Genomic DNA, 14738 nt, shown 5'->3' on the forward strand with positions numbered 1-14738 from the left:
ACAGGGAGATCGAGGTTCAGGGGTGCGGCGGATACGCGCAGGCTCGCGCCTACTCGGTGGTCGTGGTTCCGGGTAATCACTACGTGAAGACCACCCTCTACGGACAGCCGTTCAGCATCGGCTGAGTGTCGCTGCGTAGCAATATTTTTCAAACGTTTCGCTGACGCGAATTCGAGACTCCCGAATGGAAGACAATGAATAGCAAGACTGTGCGCTACGGCGCCAAGGCTGCCGGTGTGGTGGCTGCTTCGACCATCGCGTTCGGCTTTCTTTCCGCTGGTGCGGCCAGTGCGGATACTTTCGTGCCGTTGAAAGATGGTGAGGTGTCGCAGACTTTGATCGACGGCACGGTGGTGACGGTGACGCAGACGGGCAACACGGCGAACATCAGTCCGTCGATGGGTTCGACGCCGTTGCACCGCAACGTGTGGGTGTCGGGCAACGTCGAGGTGACGCTCGAGGGCGGTACGGCCGAAGGTGGATCGATCGACGCGGGCTACATCGTGGCGTGCCAGTTCAACTTCGGCGCCGACGCTGGTGCCGATGGTGGGGCGCTCCTGTCGTCCTCGACCGACGATGCCGGTGAAACAACGATCACTGCCGATCCTTCGGGTGAGCTCGGTGGTGGCGTGAGCATCGGTCCAGGCGAGGCCAAGGCGGTTCCCATCCTTGCGATAACCAACACTGATGATCACGGTCATTCGTCGACCACCAGCAAGTTCAAGTTCGAGGGCAACAACGGTGGCATCACCTACTCGGACGAGACCTTCGCCGTGTCCGGGTGCGCCGGCTACGCTCAGGCCCGCTCCTACGTGAAGGTGGCCGTGTCGACCGATCGGGTCGACAGCACGGTCACTCTGTGGGGTCAGCCCTTCAGCATCGGCTGACTTTCGGTGCTCATGCGATCGGGGCCCGCACAGCAGATGCTGTGTGGGCCCCGATTGTGTCGAATCGGCCGGTCTATTCGAGTGTCGTCTTGGCGTGCGCTCCCGTGTCGGAGCGACCGGTCGACAATTCGAGGATGTCTCTGATCTGGATGAGCAGGTCCGTTTCGCTGGCTTCCTTGTCGTCGGGCTCGGTGGCGAACCGCTTCTTCGCCGCATTGGCCGGCACGATCAGAATGAAGTACACGACAGCCGCGATGATGACGAAATTGATGCTCGCGGTGATCACCGCACCCAGGTTGACGAATGTAGATTCGTCGCCCTCGTTGCCGAGCTGAAAACCGAGTCCGATCTCGTCTCCGCCGCCGAGGACGGCGATCAGTGGGTTGATCACGTAGGTGGTGAACGCCGTGACGATGGCGGTGAAAGCAGCGCCCACCACAACGGCAACAGCGAGGTCGAGGACGTTGCCTCGAAGCAGGAAGTCCTTGAAACCCTTGAGCATGTCGTTCATCTCCTCTGGTGATCAGCAAGGTCGTCCAGCACCGGCTGGCTGTGAAAGAAATGTAGAACAGGCTAGCTGAAGAGTTTAGATTACTGAAATGTAACTGTGATGGCATCGGTGAGCGATGCTGCCGCGACTCGGGTGGCCTCTGCTTTGGGGAGAGCGATCATGACAACGCGTTCTGCCTGGTTGTGGTCATTTTCTGGGCTTGTGACGAGCACCACAATCGCTCCGGCCGCAATGATTGCCGCGCCGGGATTCTCGTCCCCGTTGGATGATGTCTCAGGCGCAACCGTGAGGACGTCGACGAGATCACCCTCCCTGAGGAGGCCGGCCACGCCAGGGTCTGCGAGCCGCAAGGGGACGATTCTGGCGTCCTGAATCCCGGTGGCGGCGTCGGCAAGTCTCGGTCCGAGGACGCGGACGTCGGTGAGCGGCTCTCCGGCGCGAGCCGGCCCTGCGAGTGTGCGGCCGACCACCGAAATCATGCCGGGCTGCGTTCCCTCCGGGATCGAATCGGCGTCGCGTTCGGCGATCTCCAGGTCCTGCTCGGTGAGTACCACCCCCGGTTGCAAGTCGCGTGCGGCGACCACCACGGCAACCTGAGCGGAGCCGGGATCTCCTCGAAGCGCGAGGACGACGGCAGCCGACGCCAGCACGGCTGCTGCAATACGGCGTGCGAGTACCGCACGAAGCCATTCCGGACGCCGTAGTTCGGAGAGTCGATCGATCAGAGAGGGCTCGAGCGAGTCGGTGGAACCTGGTGAAGTCGGCCGCTGCGGTAAGGCAGGCCGTTTCGGCAGCACAGGGGGCATGCCGAAAGGTTAAGGGGGCGCGAGTGTGCCACCGCCTCGAGAACGGTGGCCTGTGGATGAACCTTCCGCCTGTGGACAGGCGGGGAGCGTCAGCTGGCGGCGGCCTTCGCTGACGTGGCACTGGCCGACGTGGAACTGCCGGCCGACGTGGAAGAAGAGCCCCCGGATGCACCGGTAGTCGTGGAACCAGATGACGAAGACTCCGACTTGGCCGGGGTCGAATCGGACTTCGCCGATTCGCTTGCGGTGTTCGATCCACTCCGGCTGTCGGTGCGGTAGAAACCGCTGCCCTTGAAGACGATGCCGACGGAGTTGAACAGCTTGCGGAGCTTGCCCGAGCACGCGGGGCAGACCGTCAGGGAATCGTCACTGAAGGACTGGACGATATCGAAGCGGTTGTCGCATTCCGTGCATGCATACGAATAGGTGGGCACTCGGGTTCCTCCGCACTGTGTAAATCACCCTGAGGCCTGAACATCACACCTCAGGTCTTGGCACTCTACCGTCGACAGTGCCAACGGCGCCAATCGATCCTTTATTCCCCAGGCAGTCGCCGGAGGCCGGTGCCGGGTGTGATCGCCCATCCCATTCGGACATCGTGTGAATCCTCGGGCAGTTCGTCCACCAACTCCGAATCTCGAACGATGGTGATCAGCCGAGTGTCGGGCCGGGCCAGGACCAGGCTTCGGTCGTAGTACCCGGCACCGCGGCCGAGGCGAACTCCGCTGCCGTCCACAGCGAGAGCGGGGACGAATATCGTGTCGGCTGCCCGGACTTCACCCGCGTCGAACACGGGCCCGGCAGGTTCGCTCAGCCCGTGGGCTGCCGGCATCAGATACTCGTGACCGGTGAATTCGGCCCACTTCAAGGGGCCTTCCTCGCCGGTCACGGGGAGCAGAACTCTTCCGGCGACCTCGCGAACCGCGTCCAGTAAGTCGCTGGAACCCGGTTCGAGTCTGGTGGGGACGTAGGCGCATACGGTCGTGCCTGGTCGGACGATCGACCTCACATGGTGCTCGAGCGCGCGGTCTTCGGCTGCCCGGAGTTCCGAACTCGCCGCCCGACGGGCGGTCAGTACCCGGCTGCGCCACTCGTCTTTCGTGTATGCGCCCATGCAGGCAACCTTAAGGTCTAAGTGACTCCTCGGTAGGTTACACCGTTATGGTGTGGGAATGACAGAAGCCCCTCAGGACATCGACAAGGCCTTTCGCACGGCTATCGTGCCCGCAGCGGGATTGGGCACGCGGTTTCTCCCTGCGACCAAGACCGTCCCCAAGGAGCTTCTTCCGGTGGTGGACACTCCAGGGATCGAACTGGTGGCGGGTGAGGCAGCCGATTCCGGTGCCAGTCGCCTCGTCATCGTGACGTCGCCGGGCAAGGACGGCGTGGTCGCCCACTTCGTCGAGGATCTCGTACTCGAAAGCAAACTCGAGGCCAGCGGCAAGCATCATCTCCTCGAGAAGGTGCGCAAGGCGCCCGGGCTTCTGCGTGTCGAATCAGTTGTCCAGGAAGAACCTCTCGGGTTGGGTCACGCGATCGGTTGCGCCGAATCGGTGCTCGACGACGACGAAACCGCCATCGCAGTTCTGCTTCCCGACGATCTCGTGGAGCCGCGCGGGGTTCTCGAAACCATGGCCCGCGTGCGCGCGAAGCGCGGCGGCACCGTTCTGTGCGCCATCGACGTGCCCAAGGAACAGGTCAGCGCGTACGGCGTCTTCGAGGTCGAGACGGTGCCCGACGCCATCAATCCCGACGTACTCAAGGTCACCGGGATGGTCGAGAAGCCCGCGGTCGAGGATGCGCCGTCGACCTTCGCGGCGGCGGGTCGCTATCTCCTCGATCGCGCCATCTTCGATGCCCTGCGACGGATCGAACCGGGCGCCGGCGGCGAGTTGCAGGTCACCGACGCCATTGCCCTTCTCATCGCGGAAGGGCACCCCGTTCACGTGGTGGTTCACCGCGGCACACGACACGACCTCGGAAATCCCGGCGGCTACCTCCGCGCTGCGGTTGACTTTGCATTGAACAGCGACGAGTACGGCCCGTCGCTGCGCGACTGGTTGACCGACCGATTGAAACGGGCGGGTTCCTAAACTTCGGGAGGACAGAACTACATGCGGTCGGTCGAGGAGCAACAGACCATCGTGACTGCGGCGGCGGTGGCACCGCGGCCGGTCCGCGTCGCGATCTCCGAAGCTCAAGGCCTGCTGTGCGCAGAAGAAGTCGTCACGGAACGTCCATTGCCGGGTTTCGACCAGGCCGCCATCGACGGATACGCCGTGCGAAGTGTCGACGTCCGGGCCGCCGGAACCGACGTCCGTGACGACGACGGTGCGCCAGTCGAATTGAGTCTGCCCGTCGTGGGTGAGGTGAGTGCAGGTTCGCGGCAACCGATCCGGTTGCAGCCTCGACAGGCGGTCCGCGTCGACACCGGCGCACCCCTGCCCACGCTCGCGGACGCAGTCCTGCCGCTCGATCGGACCGATTCGGGTCGGGTGCGCGTCAAGATTCTCGAGTCCGTGCGGTCCGGTGATTACGTGCGGCGAACCGGCGACGACGTGCAGCCCGGAGATGTCGCAGTTCGTGCGGGCACGATCATCGGAGCCGCCCAGGTCGGTCTCCTCGCCGCAGTCGGGCGCGACAAAGTTCTCGTTCATCCGAGGCCGCGCCTGTCGGTGATCTCCGTCGGCGGTGAATTGGTGGATATCGCCCGCACCCCGGGGCCCGGGCAGGTTTACGACGTGAATTCGTATGCTCTTGCCGCTGCGGCTCGCGATGCCGGTGCCGACGTGAACCGGGTGGGGATCGCTGCCACGGACAGTCGCCGACTGCGGGAAGTGGTGGAAGGGCAGTTGATTCGGTCGGAGATCGTGGTGATCGCCGGCGCCGTCGGTGGCGAAGCGTCCGAAGAAGTGCGTGACGCTCTCGCCGAACTCGGCGACGTCGAGGTCGGCCGAGTCGCCATGCATCCCGGATCGGTGCAGGGTTTCGGTCAGCTCGGTCGTGACGAAGTGCCTACGTTTCTCCTGCCGTCCAATCCGGTGAGTGCACTCGTGGTATTCGAGGTAATCGTGCGGCCACTCATCCGAATTGCGTTGGGCCGCAGGCAGCCAATGCGTCGGGTGGTGCGGGCGCGCACCGTTGCACCGATCACCTCGATCGAGAACCGCAAGGGCTTTCTGCGTGGCCAGTTGATGCGTGACGAGGCCACCGGCGAGTACCTTGTTCAGGCGCTCGGTGGCGCCCCGGGTTCGTCGTCCCATCTCCTTGCCACGCTCGCCGAGGCGAATTGCCTCGTGCTCATCGACCCGGAGGTGATCGACATTCGCACGGGCGACGAAGTAGATGTCGCGTTCCTCGCTCAGCGCGGGTAGACCGCGTGTCCTCACATCCAGGCTGGCCGGCACACCTCGGACCGCTCCGGGTTGCCGGGGGAGTGGTGACCGTTCGTCCGATTCGTCTGCGTGACGCATCGGCATGGAGCCGGTTGCGAATCCGCGATCGTCAGCATCTCGAGCCGTGGGAGCCGACAGGGGAGTCGTCGTGGGATGCGCGGCATCATGTCACCAACTGGCCCGGTGTATGCGGCAGTCTCCGTGCGGAGGCTCGCAAAGGGCGCATGCTGCCGATGGTCATCGACCTCGACGGCCGGTACTGCGGCCAGATCACGCTGGGCAACATCGTGCGTGGTGCGTTGCGATCGGCGTGGATCGGCTACTGGGTGGCAAGCGACGTCAATGGGCAGGGCGTGGCGACGGCGGCGCTGGCCTTGGGTTTGGATCACGCTTTCGGCCCGGTCGGATTGCACCGGGTGGAAGCGACCGTGCGCCCGGAGAACGAAGCCAGTCGGGCAGTTCTGCGCAATGTGGGGTTTCGGGACGAGGGCCTGTTGAAGCGGTACCTGGATGTCCACGGACAGTGGCGGGACCACAATCTGGTCGGAATGACGATCGAGGACGTGCCTGGGACGGTCTCGGACACGCTGATTCGCACCGGCAGGGCGCACTGGGCCTGAACCGCGGCTACACTTCAGCTACCGAAAATTAACTGAACGCTAGTCCAGTGCGAGATACGGTCCGGGTGATCTCCGTTCCGTGGCGGCTCGCGACCGTATCCAACGCCGCTTTTTCAGTTACAGATGTGACAGTTGGGTATGGTGGGGTCGGCGCGTCTGCAAAGATGCGTACAGGGGAGCCGCTAACCTGAACAGGTCAACGGCGGTGTAAGTGCTGGCAGACGATTGGGAGGAGGGGCTGCAGGATGCCGAATTCATTTCTCTGGATCGGCCTTGTCGTCGTGTGGCTGTTCGTCTTGGTTCCGATGCTCGTCAACAACCGCCCCCGGATTCGGCAGACCACTGATGCAGCGCTTGCTACACGTGTGCTGCACCGCGGAGACGAACGTCCCGTCCAGCGAGGACCCGCAGCGGGGCACCGCACTGATCCGAACTGGCAACCGGAACCGGACCACGACGGATACCCCTCGGAGGACCAGGTGGACACTCGTGCGGACCATGACCTCGACGCCGACCAAGACCCGTACTCTGACCGAGACCCGTACGCGGACCGAGACCCGCACCGGGTCGAGCGCGCACCCGTCAGCGAGTACGTTTCGTCACGCCGTGGTCGCGGCGGGTTCGATCCGGAAGCGGATGCGCTGGCTCGGGAAGCGCGTTACGGATTCCGTCAGCGCGCGTTGCTGGCGCTCGTGTTCGTGGCGCTCATGTCCGGCGCACTGTCACTGATCTTGACACCACTGATGTGGTGGGTTTTCGCGGCGGCAGTTGTCGGCACCGTCGGGTATCTGGCATATCTTCGCCGTCAGGTTCAGATCGAGCAGGAGATTCGCCGCCGTCGTACCGCTCGCTTGACCAGATCTCGGCTCGGTGTCGAATCGCGCAGCGACGACGAACTACGACTGGTCCCGTCGAGGTTGCGGCGGCCCGGTTCCGTTGTGCTCGAAATCGATGACGAGGATCCTGAATTCGATCAGCTCGGACATTTCGAGCGTGAACCTGTCTACGCTCGGGCCGACATCCGTCGCGCGGCCGGCGAGTAGCACCCTGCTCATTTTCTACAGGTCGTGAACGGCGGGGCGAATTCACCGCGTCATTCGTTGCCTGCTAAGGTTGCCGAGCAGCCTTACGGGGCGGCATCAGGGGCTGTGGCGCAGTTGGTAGCGCGCTTCGTTCGCATCGAAGAGGTCAGGGGTTCGATTCCCCTCAGCTCCACCACGTTAGACCAGGTAGAGGGCACTTTTTCCACTCGGAGAAGGTGCCCTCGCTGCGTTCCGGCTCGTCGGTGGACAAGGAATGGACAAGACCGAAACCTGCTCCTCGTCTAAACCGATGGCGTCCACGATCAGGTAGCCGGCCACCGGAACCGACCGATTCAGCGTGTGTGACCCCAGAAATCGCGGGGTGGGGGGACCCCTTCGAACGAGACCGTCTCCTCTGCCGCGGGGGAGGGCTCTGTTTGGTGCGGCGGGTTCAAGATTCGGCCTTGACCAGGAAAGAATGACCTCGGGAAGGGTGTGCGGTGACCGCACTCCCCGGGATATCCTCGATCCATGGGAGCACTGAACGAACCTCTGTACCTTCGCCGCGTGGACGTGCCTGCGGAGGAGCGGACGAGGATTCGCCGCGACACCGAGAAGCTCATCGGCCGGCCGATTCCTGTTCCCAGAGTCGAGATCGAGGCATATGAGAAGGCCGGCCTCACTCCACCCACCGACTGACGAACGGACTATCGATGACCTACACCCAGAGCCGCCACGAGCTGATCGAGGCCCAGGAGCGCGAACTGGACGTACAGGAGGCTGTGCACCGCAGCGAGATTTCCGAGTTTGTGCAGGGCAGATACTCCGCAGTAGGACTCGCGGAGCTGAAGTCAGCGCAGTTCGCACAAAGGCAGGATCTGCTGATGAGCCAGGTCTACGACGTCGAGGACTTCGACCAGGCCAACGCGGAGGGTGATCTGATGTCGTATGCGGAGCGTTTCGTCGACGATTCGACCATCCTCCGGCCCGGTGCCGAATGGCCGGCCCCTCACTTCACCCGCTCTCTGACCGTGAGACTGAAGGTTGAGCAGGGGTCGAGAGCCGAGCAAGAGCGTGCAATCTCGACGTGGCTCGCCTCGAACGAGCCGTCCGCCTGCCTGATGCGCAGCCTCGACAGGAATGGTTACGGTCACCTGGTTCGCAGCAGGGAATGATCACATCTCACGGACCACAGAACAGCGAAAGACCCCCGACGCCTCGTCACTCGTCGGGGGTCTTTCTCATCAGGGGCTGAGGATTCGAGCGCGATGGAACTCGTCTCACTCATCCCCCGGGTTCATGGGGAAATCAGGTGCTATTCGGGCTGTTTCGGCGGTATGTCGCTGATCCGGAGACCGTTTCCGATGCTCTGGTTCAGATCGATCTTCACGAGCCGCCCGTCCGGGGTGCGTTGGTACTTGACCCCCGTTTCCATATCGGGTGTTCCGTCGGCCTTGCGTGGCATGTACGGGTAGTCCCCGTTCGGGCCTGGGTCGAATGCGTCGACAGCCATCAGGACCGCTCCTCGAGGTCCTCGATCGTGGTGGGGCGTTCGCTACCGACGATGTTGCGGAGCATGTCCTCGACTCGGGAGGCGGCGGCTCCGTTCAGACCGGAGTTGACCAGATCGAAGAATCCGAATCCACCGGAGAGCATTCGGTCGGTGGCCGGCGGAATGGGTGTGCCGGTGTTCTGACGCATCTCGGCGTTCTCGGCATCGTTACGCAGGGTGTACCGGCAGGAACGGGCAGCACGGTAGTCGGCGAAGTGCTCGAAAGCGGCCTGAATGTCGGCGGCTCGGATGGCCTCACGCGTTGCCTCCTCCGCGGCCTTCTGGCGCTGTTCGAGCTTGCCGTCGTGCTCCTTGACCTTGCTGATGACGAGGAGGTCATGCTCGCGCTGCGCCTCGAGAAGTCGGTCCTGGTCGGCGGCTCGTCGGCGTTCGAGTTCCTCATTGGCGCGTGCTGCGTCGGCGTAGTTCTTCGCTACCTGTGCGGCGAGCTGGTCGTCGGTCAGCGTGTTCTTGGCAGCCATGATCAGTGGTTTCCCTTCTCCTGCTGCGACGCAGCGTCTTTGGCTCCGAGGTGGTATCCAAGAGACATCCTCGTGGTCGAGGACGTGCCTTCCGTTGCGGCGATGTGGTCGAAGTGCTGATCACGTGCCGGGTTGTACGTGGCAGCAACGTTGTCCCGTCTGCGCTGGTCGGGCGATGCCTGGGCGTAGCCCGCCGAGAGGCGGTCTCTCGGGGTCGTGGCGTCGGGTTCGGTCTTGTCCGGCTCGGTGCCGGTCGTTCGGGCGTCGGTCAGCAGCTGCGTCAGCTCTGCCTCGGTGAGGGAGGACAGGTAGTCCTCGACGTTCTGTCGGTTCATGGTCTTGTCTCCCTATGCGTTGAGGACGCCGCGCAGGCGAGCTGCTGCACGTCCACCGAAGGTGGCCAAGCCGGTGTAGAACTCGATGCGGGTCCGGTAGGCCGGCTTCTCCTGGAGCTCGCCGAGGTCGTACACCTCGACGCCGCCGTTGGTCAGACCGGTCACGGCCTTGTCGCCCTCGTCTTGGCCGAACTTCACCGCGTAGATCGAGGACGTCAGACTCGAGGTTCCCAGCGTCTCGGTCTGCGGCAGGATCGGGTTACCGGCCGCGTCCGCTCCAGCGTCGAGCACGGCAATGCCGTTGTACTGCAGCACCCGCTTACCGGTCATGTCCTCACGGACGGTCTCGGTGCCACCGATACGACGACCAGCGGACCGCAGCTTCGCGCACACATTCGCGTTGGCGTAGATCGCACCGTTCGTGCCGTCGATGCCGGGAACCTGGGAGAGCAGGGCGTCGAGCGTGTCGAAGAAGTCGTACGTCGCAGCGCCGTCGGCACCGAGGATCGGTGCACCGTTCGTACCTGCGTCGAGGACCTGGCCTCCGATGAGGCGCTTCTTGAGTCCGTCGAATGCCTTGGTGTCGACCTCGACGTCGCCGTTGAAGAAGGTGTCCTGGAACTTGTACGACGCGGCCTTGACCTTCATCGCGGTCTGCACAGCGCGCTGATCGTTGACGCTGCTGCGCGTCTTGGCGATGAACCGGTCTACGTCGGCGTCGCCGCCGAGGATCGACAGGGTCTCGGTCTCCTGGACCACGGTGCCGGTCGATTCGGTGTACTTGCCGTTCACGGCACGGAATTCCACACCGGGAAGGGTGGATTCGGCGTTGTACGCGTAGGCGTTGCCTTCGATCGGCAGGAACGGAATCCGGTCCAGGATCGACGATTCCTGCACGAACGTTTCGATGACGCCGCGCGTAAGTTGGTTCTGCGAGAGCTTCGCTGCCTCGACGAGAGTAATAGCCACTTCACTGCCTTTCTTGCTGGGAGTTGGCGTACTGCGTGACTGTCGCCCGGTCCAGCTGCCACCTGCCGCCGCTGCGCCGCCCGTCCAGTGACGGTGCGAGGCGGCGTGTCTGCCGCTGTGAGAGGCCGAGGATTTCCGCAGCCTCTACGACTGTGATCGGGTGAACGAGTTCCGGCTCCGACTCTGCGGCGGCGAGGCGTGCTCGGTCGTCCGCCTGGCTGGTAGCGGCCCGCGCTGCGCTCAGGGCACGTGAGAGATCGTCCAGAACGCTGATCGGTGCGTGGCCGTGGCGTAGTCGGCCTCGTTGCGCAACCTCGCACGCGTACTGCGCGGCGAGAAGTGCCGGTCCCTGCAGCAGAACGGCGGCACCGAGGCACTGAACAGCGTTCGGCGGTGTCATCGCTTACCTGCGTTCGGTCGGCGCGCAATCCACCGCTCCATCCCGTCGAGGTCAGTGGTCCTCGTCAGGTGCGGCTTGCAGTGCGGGCACGGCAACGGGTGCTCTCCGTCGCCCGGTAGCCACCCTCGAGTGCAGCGGCACGAGGGTAGCTCGCCCGTCTGTGTCTCGTCGGTGTCGATCGGTTCGCCGGTGCGGTCGTATCTCATGACACCTTCCCCTTGCTGACAGTTTGCGGACAGTGCGGCTGATGGATGACCCGAAGTCCGTACACACCGGGCGACGGGTTCAGAACTTGCCCGCGCGACTGGCAGTCCGGGCAGCAGTACGAGTTGGCGAACGCGGTCACGTCGAGCGGTAGGCCACGCCTACGCCTGCCGGTCACTGCTGCGCCTCCGACTCGGTGCTGTGCGACTCGGGGAACGGCAACACGCGGGCGTCCGAACCGTGCTCGGTGGGCTCCGAAGGTGTCACGAAGGTGTCGAAGGTGTCACTTCTCGTGCACGGGATACCTTCGACACCTTCGGTGACACCTTCGGTGTCGATGGCCCATACCCAGCTGCCGCCCATGCTCGCCTTCCGGGACTTGATCCGAGGTTTCCTCGACCGAACACGAGCGTTCTTCAGTTCGTTGTCGTTGAAGCCTGCGGCGCGGCCGGCCTTGAGGATGTCGCCCGCCGCAGCCTCTCCCCCGACGTCGTCTCGATGCAGGTAGTTGAGGATGAAGGCGCGCGCCGGGTTACCTCCCGGCTCGTCGGGGTTGTCCGGGTCGGCACCGAGGAGTTGTCGGGCGTCGCGGTCGGTGTTACCGGTCCATTCGATGCGTCCGACGCTGGTCGGTCCGTCGTCGGTGGCTACCTCTGCGGACACGAGACGAGCGGACATCGATTTGGTGTTAGCGGAAAGGTTGCTCTTGGTGTTGGTGATCACCAGGTCTTCGCTGTCGGGGTCCTGTGCTACCGCCAGAACGGACCGTGCGACCTGAGACCATGCGATGGACCCGAGGACGAGCTTTCCCGTGTCGGCCCCGTCGCGCTTGCCGAAGTGGCAGACCGCGAGTGCGGAGTACTCCAGCTTTGCCGCTGACTGTGCGAGCGGCTCGAGGAACTGGCGAACCTTGCGGTCGTCGTGCCCGTCGAGCTGGGCTGCCATCACCGAGGTGGCGGCATCGAGAACGACAAGGGCAACGTCGTGCTCCTCGATGACACGCTCGAGCTCCTCGAGGTCGAGCGGAAGCACGACGTTGCCCTCCGTCGAATGCTCGGTGTGGATCTGCGGAAAGATGACCCGCTCGAGCTTCGCTCCCGCCGCTTTCAGTCGCGGTACGACCGTGTAGCCAGGGTCGTCCTCCGTGCATAGGTAGATGACGTTCCGAGGTGTCCCGTACAGCTCGCCCGCCTGCTTTCCGCGCGTGACCTTCGCGGCGATGTCCACGGCGAGTGTCGACTTGCCGAGCCCTTCCCTGCCAGCAAGCAGATTGAGCCCTCCGAGGACGATCCAGGAGTCCATCAGCCAACGCACCCGCCGCACTTTCACGTTGCTGGCGAACAGCGGAACGAGCTCCCGCGCAGGACGGGCAGGCTCGACACTGCCGGCATCTTTGGCGACGCGGTAGTAGCTCCCGTCCGCTGGTTTGCAGATCGGGCACGGGACTGCGAGGCCCTCCTCGTTGTCCTCGAGCCACCCATTGTCACATTCGTGATCGGGCTTCTTCTTCGTAGCTGCCATTCGTGTTGCCTTTCATAGACCGCAAGGGGCACAGGAGGTTTCGTACTCTCCCGTGCCCCTTGCGGTAGTCAGTGGTCGGTGTATTTCGCGACGCCCGCCGCGAGGATGACCACGTTCTCGGTGAAGAGGGTCACTGCCAGCGCGAACTCCGTCAGGCTCATTGGGTGCCTCCGAAGTCGATCCGGGCAGCGCTCGCGGCCGAGCGAATCGACTCGTCGGCTACCTGCGTGTAGATCGCGGTCGTGGCGGGCGACGAGTGGCCCATCAGCTCCTGGACTGCACGCAGGTCCCCCGACGCCTGGTAAGCGCGGGTGGCGAACCTGTGCCGGAGTGTGTGCGTTGTCCAGCTCCCGGGCAGGGCACGGGTGATGAGTTGCCCCATGTGATCGGCAGTGATCGCCTGCCCTTTCGCCGGAGCGGGGAACACATGCCGTGTCCGGATACTGCGCAGCGTGTGAGCCAACTCGTCGGTGATCGGAATGATCCGTTCGTGTCCGCCCTTGCCCCGCACTCGCAGCGCGAAACCGCCGTGCACTTGTTCGACCTGATCGGTCCGCAGTGCTGCGATCTCGCCCCTGCGTAGTCCGGTCTCGACGGCAAGCTGAATCGCCAACCGCGTTGTCGGTTCCGTTGCACCCATGTACGCGGCCATCACCACGTCATCCGGGCACGGACGCGGCCGAGAACGTGGCACCCGCACGACGGGCAATGTCAGCGCGGGGTTGTCGTCCCGATACCCTTCTTCCTCGAGCAACCGGAAGAACTCCCGGAACGTCCCCCGCACACTGCGGGCCGTGTTGGGCTTCCACTCGGTATGCCGACCCGTGTACGCAATGAGGTCGTCGCGGGTGACCGTGAGCGGATCGGATCCCTTGTTCTCGGTGGCGAGCTGCCGCAGGTGATTCAGTCTCACCCGTAGCGTGCCTGCACTGAATCGGGCCGCTTTCATCTCGTCGGCGAACAGGTCGAGGTACTTTCGCCACTTCACCGGGGTGTTGTTCGGTGCCGGTCCCGGTCGTCCAAGGCCGGCCATCAGCACTCACCACCCAACGGCACGAGATTACGAACCAGATCGTCGCGGCCGTGGAAGCGCTGCCCGCAGTCGAGGCAGTGCGTCGGCAGCGGAGTCGTCAGGTAGAAGCGCACGCAGCGAGCGCACAGAATCAGCGAACCCATGCTGTGGTCACGTCCGTTGTGCACGGTGGCCGTGAACCGCGCAACACGGTCGCAACGGGTGATGTCGCAGCTCAGCTGCACTGTCTCCACTCCGAACGGCGCAACATCGGCCGTCGGGGTCGGTGCGGACTGGTCGCCGTCGGTGGCGATAGGTACGGTAGACACGGAACTCCTGTTCATTGGTAGATTGGATTCCTGGCCCTCAGCGCGGTTGCTCCCGCCGCTGAGGGCATTTCCTTTGCTCGGGTCCATCAGGCGGTCTCCGCCGTGATCCGCCTCGACTCCTCCCAGGCGTGCACGTCCTCCCAGCGGTAGCGAACGGTCCGGGGTCCCAGTTGCAGCAGTGGAGGCCCTTCCTTCCGGTATCGCAGATTCGCCAGATACGCCGAGGTCACACCGAGATAGTCGGCCACCTCTTGCCGAGTCGCCATCGACCCGCGTTCGGTGGCGCTCACGAGGCGGCACCACCCTTGAACTGCGCGTTCTCCCACGCGATGCAGTCACTCAGCCGGTACCGCGCAGACCGCCCAATCAAGGCGTACCTGGGGCCGATGCCCTGGCTTGCCCAGTTATCCAGGGTCTTCCTCGGCAGACACCACCTGTCTGCCACCTGCGTTCGCGTAAGCCATCGGTCTTCCATATCTGCTCCTCGTCTCGATTGACTTCCTAATGGACTCTTTAATATAAGGTCCATTAGGAAGATACACGATACGGATGGGAGCGCAAGGGTGCATGTCGGAGGACTACAGGGGAGCGGGCGCGCGCCCGCCTTGTGCCACACTTCCCCAATGCCAAACGTTCAGATCACAAGCCAGGTGCGCGGTGGCTGGTCGCTATACGATGGGCGGATTGTTGCCC

At 63.9% G+C, this 14738-nt stretch carries 21 protein-coding genes and 1 tRNA gene; 9 read left to right on the forward strand and 13 right to left on the reverse strand.

The window, feature by feature from the left end; translation table 11 throughout:
* A partial coding sequence (locus ACZI8Q_RS19530) for an MspA family porin (protein ID WP_463375286.1) occupies positions 1–125 on the forward strand: 125 nt, incomplete at its 5' end.
* 69 nt (positions 126–194) lie between these two features.
* Complete coding sequence (locus tag ACZI8Q_RS19535) at positions 195–887, forward strand: MspA family porin (RefSeq protein WP_463375235.1); 693 nt, start codon at positions 195–197, stop codon at positions 885–887.
* A 73-nt stretch (positions 888–960) separates the two neighbouring features.
* Here ACZI8Q_RS19535 and mscL read toward each other — a convergent pair whose 3' ends face one another.
* The 4 genes from mscL to ACZI8Q_RS19555 form a co-directional block, all read right to left on the reverse strand.
* On the reverse strand, positions 961–1389 hold the full coding sequence (mscL, locus tag ACZI8Q_RS19540) for a large conductance mechanosensitive channel protein MscL (protein ID WP_463375236.1): 429 nt from the start codon (positions 1387–1389) through the stop codon (positions 961–963).
* An 89-nt stretch (positions 1390–1478) separates the two neighbouring features.
* Positions 1479–2204, reverse strand: a complete 726-nt coding sequence (locus ACZI8Q_RS19545; protein ID WP_463375237.1) for an SAF domain-containing protein — start codon at positions 2202–2204, stop codon at positions 1479–1481.
* An 89-nt stretch (positions 2205–2293) separates the two neighbouring features.
* Positions 2294–2638 (reverse strand): FmdB family zinc ribbon protein, encoded by a 345-nt coding sequence (locus ACZI8Q_RS19550; RefSeq protein ID WP_463375238.1) that lies wholly within the window; start codon positions 2636–2638, stop codon positions 2294–2296.
* Between the two features lie 101 nt (positions 2639–2739).
* Positions 2740–3318, reverse strand: a complete 579-nt coding sequence (locus ACZI8Q_RS19555) for a 5-formyltetrahydrofolate cyclo-ligase (RefSeq protein WP_463375239.1) — start codon at positions 3316–3318, stop codon at positions 2740–2742.
* Positions 3319–3376: 58 nt separating this feature from the next.
* Between ACZI8Q_RS19555 and ACZI8Q_RS19560 the strand changes: the two genes are divergently transcribed.
* The 7 genes from ACZI8Q_RS19560 (at position 3377) to ACZI8Q_RS19590 (ending at position 8416) form a co-directional block, all read left to right on the forward strand.
* Positions 3377–4297 (forward strand): UTP--glucose-1-phosphate uridylyltransferase, encoded by a 921-nt coding sequence (locus tag ACZI8Q_RS19560; RefSeq protein ID WP_463375240.1) that lies wholly within the window; start codon positions 3377–3379, stop codon positions 4295–4297.
* A 21-nt stretch (positions 4298–4318) separates the two neighbouring features.
* Complete coding sequence (glp, locus tag ACZI8Q_RS19565; protein WP_463375241.1) at positions 4319–5578, forward strand: molybdotransferase-like divisome protein Glp; 1260 nt, start codon at positions 4319–4321, stop codon at positions 5576–5578.
* Positions 5579–5583: 5 nt separating this feature from the next.
* Entirely contained in the window at positions 5584–6219 is a 636-nt protein-coding gene (locus tag ACZI8Q_RS19570; RefSeq protein ID WP_463375242.1) for a GNAT family N-acetyltransferase, read from the forward strand.
* Between the two features lie 245 nt (positions 6220–6464).
* On the forward strand, positions 6465–7262 hold the full coding sequence (gene sepX, locus ACZI8Q_RS19575) for a divisome protein SepX/GlpR (RefSeq protein WP_463375243.1): 798 nt from the start codon (positions 6465–6467) through the stop codon (positions 7260–7262).
* A 99-nt stretch (positions 7263–7361) separates the two neighbouring features.
* Positions 7362–7437, forward strand: a tRNA-Ala gene (locus tag ACZI8Q_RS19580).
* A gap of 335 nt (positions 7438–7772) precedes the next feature.
* A complete protein-coding gene (locus ACZI8Q_RS19585; RefSeq protein ID WP_463375244.1) occupies positions 7773–7940 on the forward strand; it encodes a hypothetical protein in 168 nt (55 codons plus the stop codon).
* 14 nt (positions 7941–7954) lie between these two features.
* Complete coding sequence (locus tag ACZI8Q_RS19590) at positions 7955–8416, forward strand: hypothetical protein (RefSeq protein ID WP_463375245.1); 462 nt, start codon at positions 7955–7957, stop codon at positions 8414–8416.
* 140 nt (positions 8417–8556) lie between these two features.
* Here the strand turns inward: ACZI8Q_RS19590 and ACZI8Q_RS19595 are convergent, their stop codons facing one another.
* From ACZI8Q_RS19595 to ACZI8Q_RS19635, 9 genes are all read right to left on the reverse strand, one after another.
* Positions 8557–8754 (reverse strand): hypothetical protein, encoded by a 198-nt coding sequence (locus ACZI8Q_RS19595; RefSeq protein ID WP_463375246.1) that lies wholly within the window; start codon positions 8752–8754, stop codon positions 8557–8559.
* On the reverse strand, positions 8754–9275 hold the full coding sequence (locus tag ACZI8Q_RS19600; protein WP_463375247.1) for a hypothetical protein: 522 nt from the start codon (positions 9273–9275) through the stop codon (positions 8754–8756). The genes ACZI8Q_RS19595 and ACZI8Q_RS19600 overlap by 1 nt, the downstream gene beginning before the upstream one ends.
* Before the next feature lie 2 nt (positions 9276–9277).
* Positions 9278–9610 (reverse strand): hypothetical protein, encoded by a 333-nt coding sequence (locus ACZI8Q_RS19605; RefSeq protein WP_463375248.1) that lies wholly within the window; start codon positions 9608–9610, stop codon positions 9278–9280.
* 12 nt (positions 9611–9622) lie between these two features.
* A complete protein-coding gene (locus tag ACZI8Q_RS19610) occupies positions 9623–10579 on the reverse strand; it encodes a major capsid protein (protein WP_463375249.1) in 957 nt (318 codons plus the stop codon).
* Between the two features lies 1 nt (position 10580).
* On the reverse strand, positions 10581–10979 hold the full coding sequence (locus ACZI8Q_RS19615) for a hypothetical protein (RefSeq protein ID WP_463375250.1): 399 nt from the start codon (positions 10977–10979) through the stop codon (positions 10581–10583).
* A 378-nt stretch (positions 10980–11357) separates the two neighbouring features.
* Positions 11358–12704 (reverse strand): AAA family ATPase, encoded by a 1347-nt coding sequence (locus tag ACZI8Q_RS19620; RefSeq protein WP_463375251.1) that lies wholly within the window; start codon positions 12702–12704, stop codon positions 11358–11360.
* Between the two features lie 157 nt (positions 12705–12861).
* On the reverse strand, positions 12862–13737 hold the full coding sequence (locus ACZI8Q_RS19625; RefSeq protein ID WP_463375252.1) for a tyrosine-type recombinase/integrase: 876 nt from the start codon (positions 13735–13737) through the stop codon (positions 12862–12864).
* Positions 13737–14045: a hypothetical protein gene (locus tag ACZI8Q_RS19630; RefSeq protein ID WP_463375253.1), complete on the reverse strand. Its 309-nt coding sequence runs from the start codon at positions 14043–14045 to the stop codon at positions 13737–13739. Before ACZI8Q_RS19630 ends, ACZI8Q_RS19625 begins: the two co-directional genes overlap by 1 nt.
* Before the next feature lie 86 nt (positions 14046–14131).
* The gene (locus ACZI8Q_RS19635) at positions 14132–14335 is read right to left on the reverse strand and encodes a helix-turn-helix transcriptional regulator (protein WP_463375254.1); all 204 of its coding nucleotides are present in this window, start codon (positions 14333–14335) and stop codon (positions 14132–14134) included.
* Positions 14336–14738 lie beyond the last annotated feature (403 nt).

The sequence above is a fragment of the Rhodococcus quanlei genome (genome assembly GCF_055231015.1).

Excerpts from the sequence above, each read along its gene's own strand:
- ACZI8Q_RS19535 (WP_463375235.1), top strand. The coding sequence starts at position 195 with ATGAATAGCAAGACTGTGCGCTACGGCGCCAAGGCTGCCGGTGTGGTG.
- mscL (WP_463375236.1), bottom strand. The coding sequence starts at position 1,389 with ATGCTCAAGGGTTTCAAGGACTTCCTGCTTCGAGGCAACGTCCTCGAC.
- ACZI8Q_RS19545 (WP_463375237.1), bottom strand. The coding sequence starts at position 2,204 with ATGCCCCCTGTGCTGCCGAAACGGCCTGCCTTACCGCAGCGGCCGACT.
- ACZI8Q_RS19555 (WP_463375239.1), bottom strand. The coding sequence starts at position 3,318 with ATGGGCGCATACACGAAAGACGAGTGGCGCAGCCGGGTACTGACCGCC.
- ACZI8Q_RS19560 (WP_463375240.1), top strand. The coding sequence starts at position 3,377 with ATGACAGAAGCCCCTCAGGACATCGACAAGGCCTTTCGCACGGCTATC.
- glp (WP_463375241.1), top strand. The coding sequence starts at position 4,319 with ATGCGGTCGGTCGAGGAGCAACAGACCATCGTGACTGCGGCGGCGGTG.
- sepX (WP_463375243.1), top strand. The coding sequence starts at position 6,465 with ATGCCGAATTCATTTCTCTGGATCGGCCTTGTCGTCGTGTGGCTGTTC.
- ACZI8Q_RS19585 (WP_463375244.1), top strand. The coding sequence starts at position 7,773 with ATGGGAGCACTGAACGAACCTCTGTACCTTCGCCGCGTGGACGTGCCT.
- ACZI8Q_RS19590 (WP_463375245.1), top strand. The coding sequence starts at position 7,955 with ATGACCTACACCCAGAGCCGCCACGAGCTGATCGAGGCCCAGGAGCGC.
- ACZI8Q_RS19595 (WP_463375246.1), bottom strand. The coding sequence starts at position 8,754 with ATGGCTGTCGACGCATTCGACCCAGGCCCGAACGGGGACTACCCGTAC.
- ACZI8Q_RS19600 (WP_463375247.1), bottom strand. The coding sequence starts at position 9,275 with ATGGCTGCCAAGAACACGCTGACCGACGACCAGCTCGCCGCACAGGTA.
- ACZI8Q_RS19605 (WP_463375248.1), bottom strand. The coding sequence starts at position 9,610 with ATGAACCGACAGAACGTCGAGGACTACCTGTCCTCCCTCACCGAGGCA.
- ACZI8Q_RS19615 (WP_463375250.1), bottom strand. The coding sequence starts at position 10,979 with ATGACACCGCCGAACGCTGTTCAGTGCCTCGGTGCCGCCGTTCTGCTG.
- ACZI8Q_RS19620 (WP_463375251.1), bottom strand. The coding sequence starts at position 12,704 with ATGGCAGCTACGAAGAAGAAGCCCGATCACGAATGTGACAATGGGTGG.
- ACZI8Q_RS19625 (WP_463375252.1), bottom strand. The coding sequence starts at position 13,737 with ATGGCCGGCCTTGGACGACCGGGACCGGCACCGAACAACACCCCGGTG.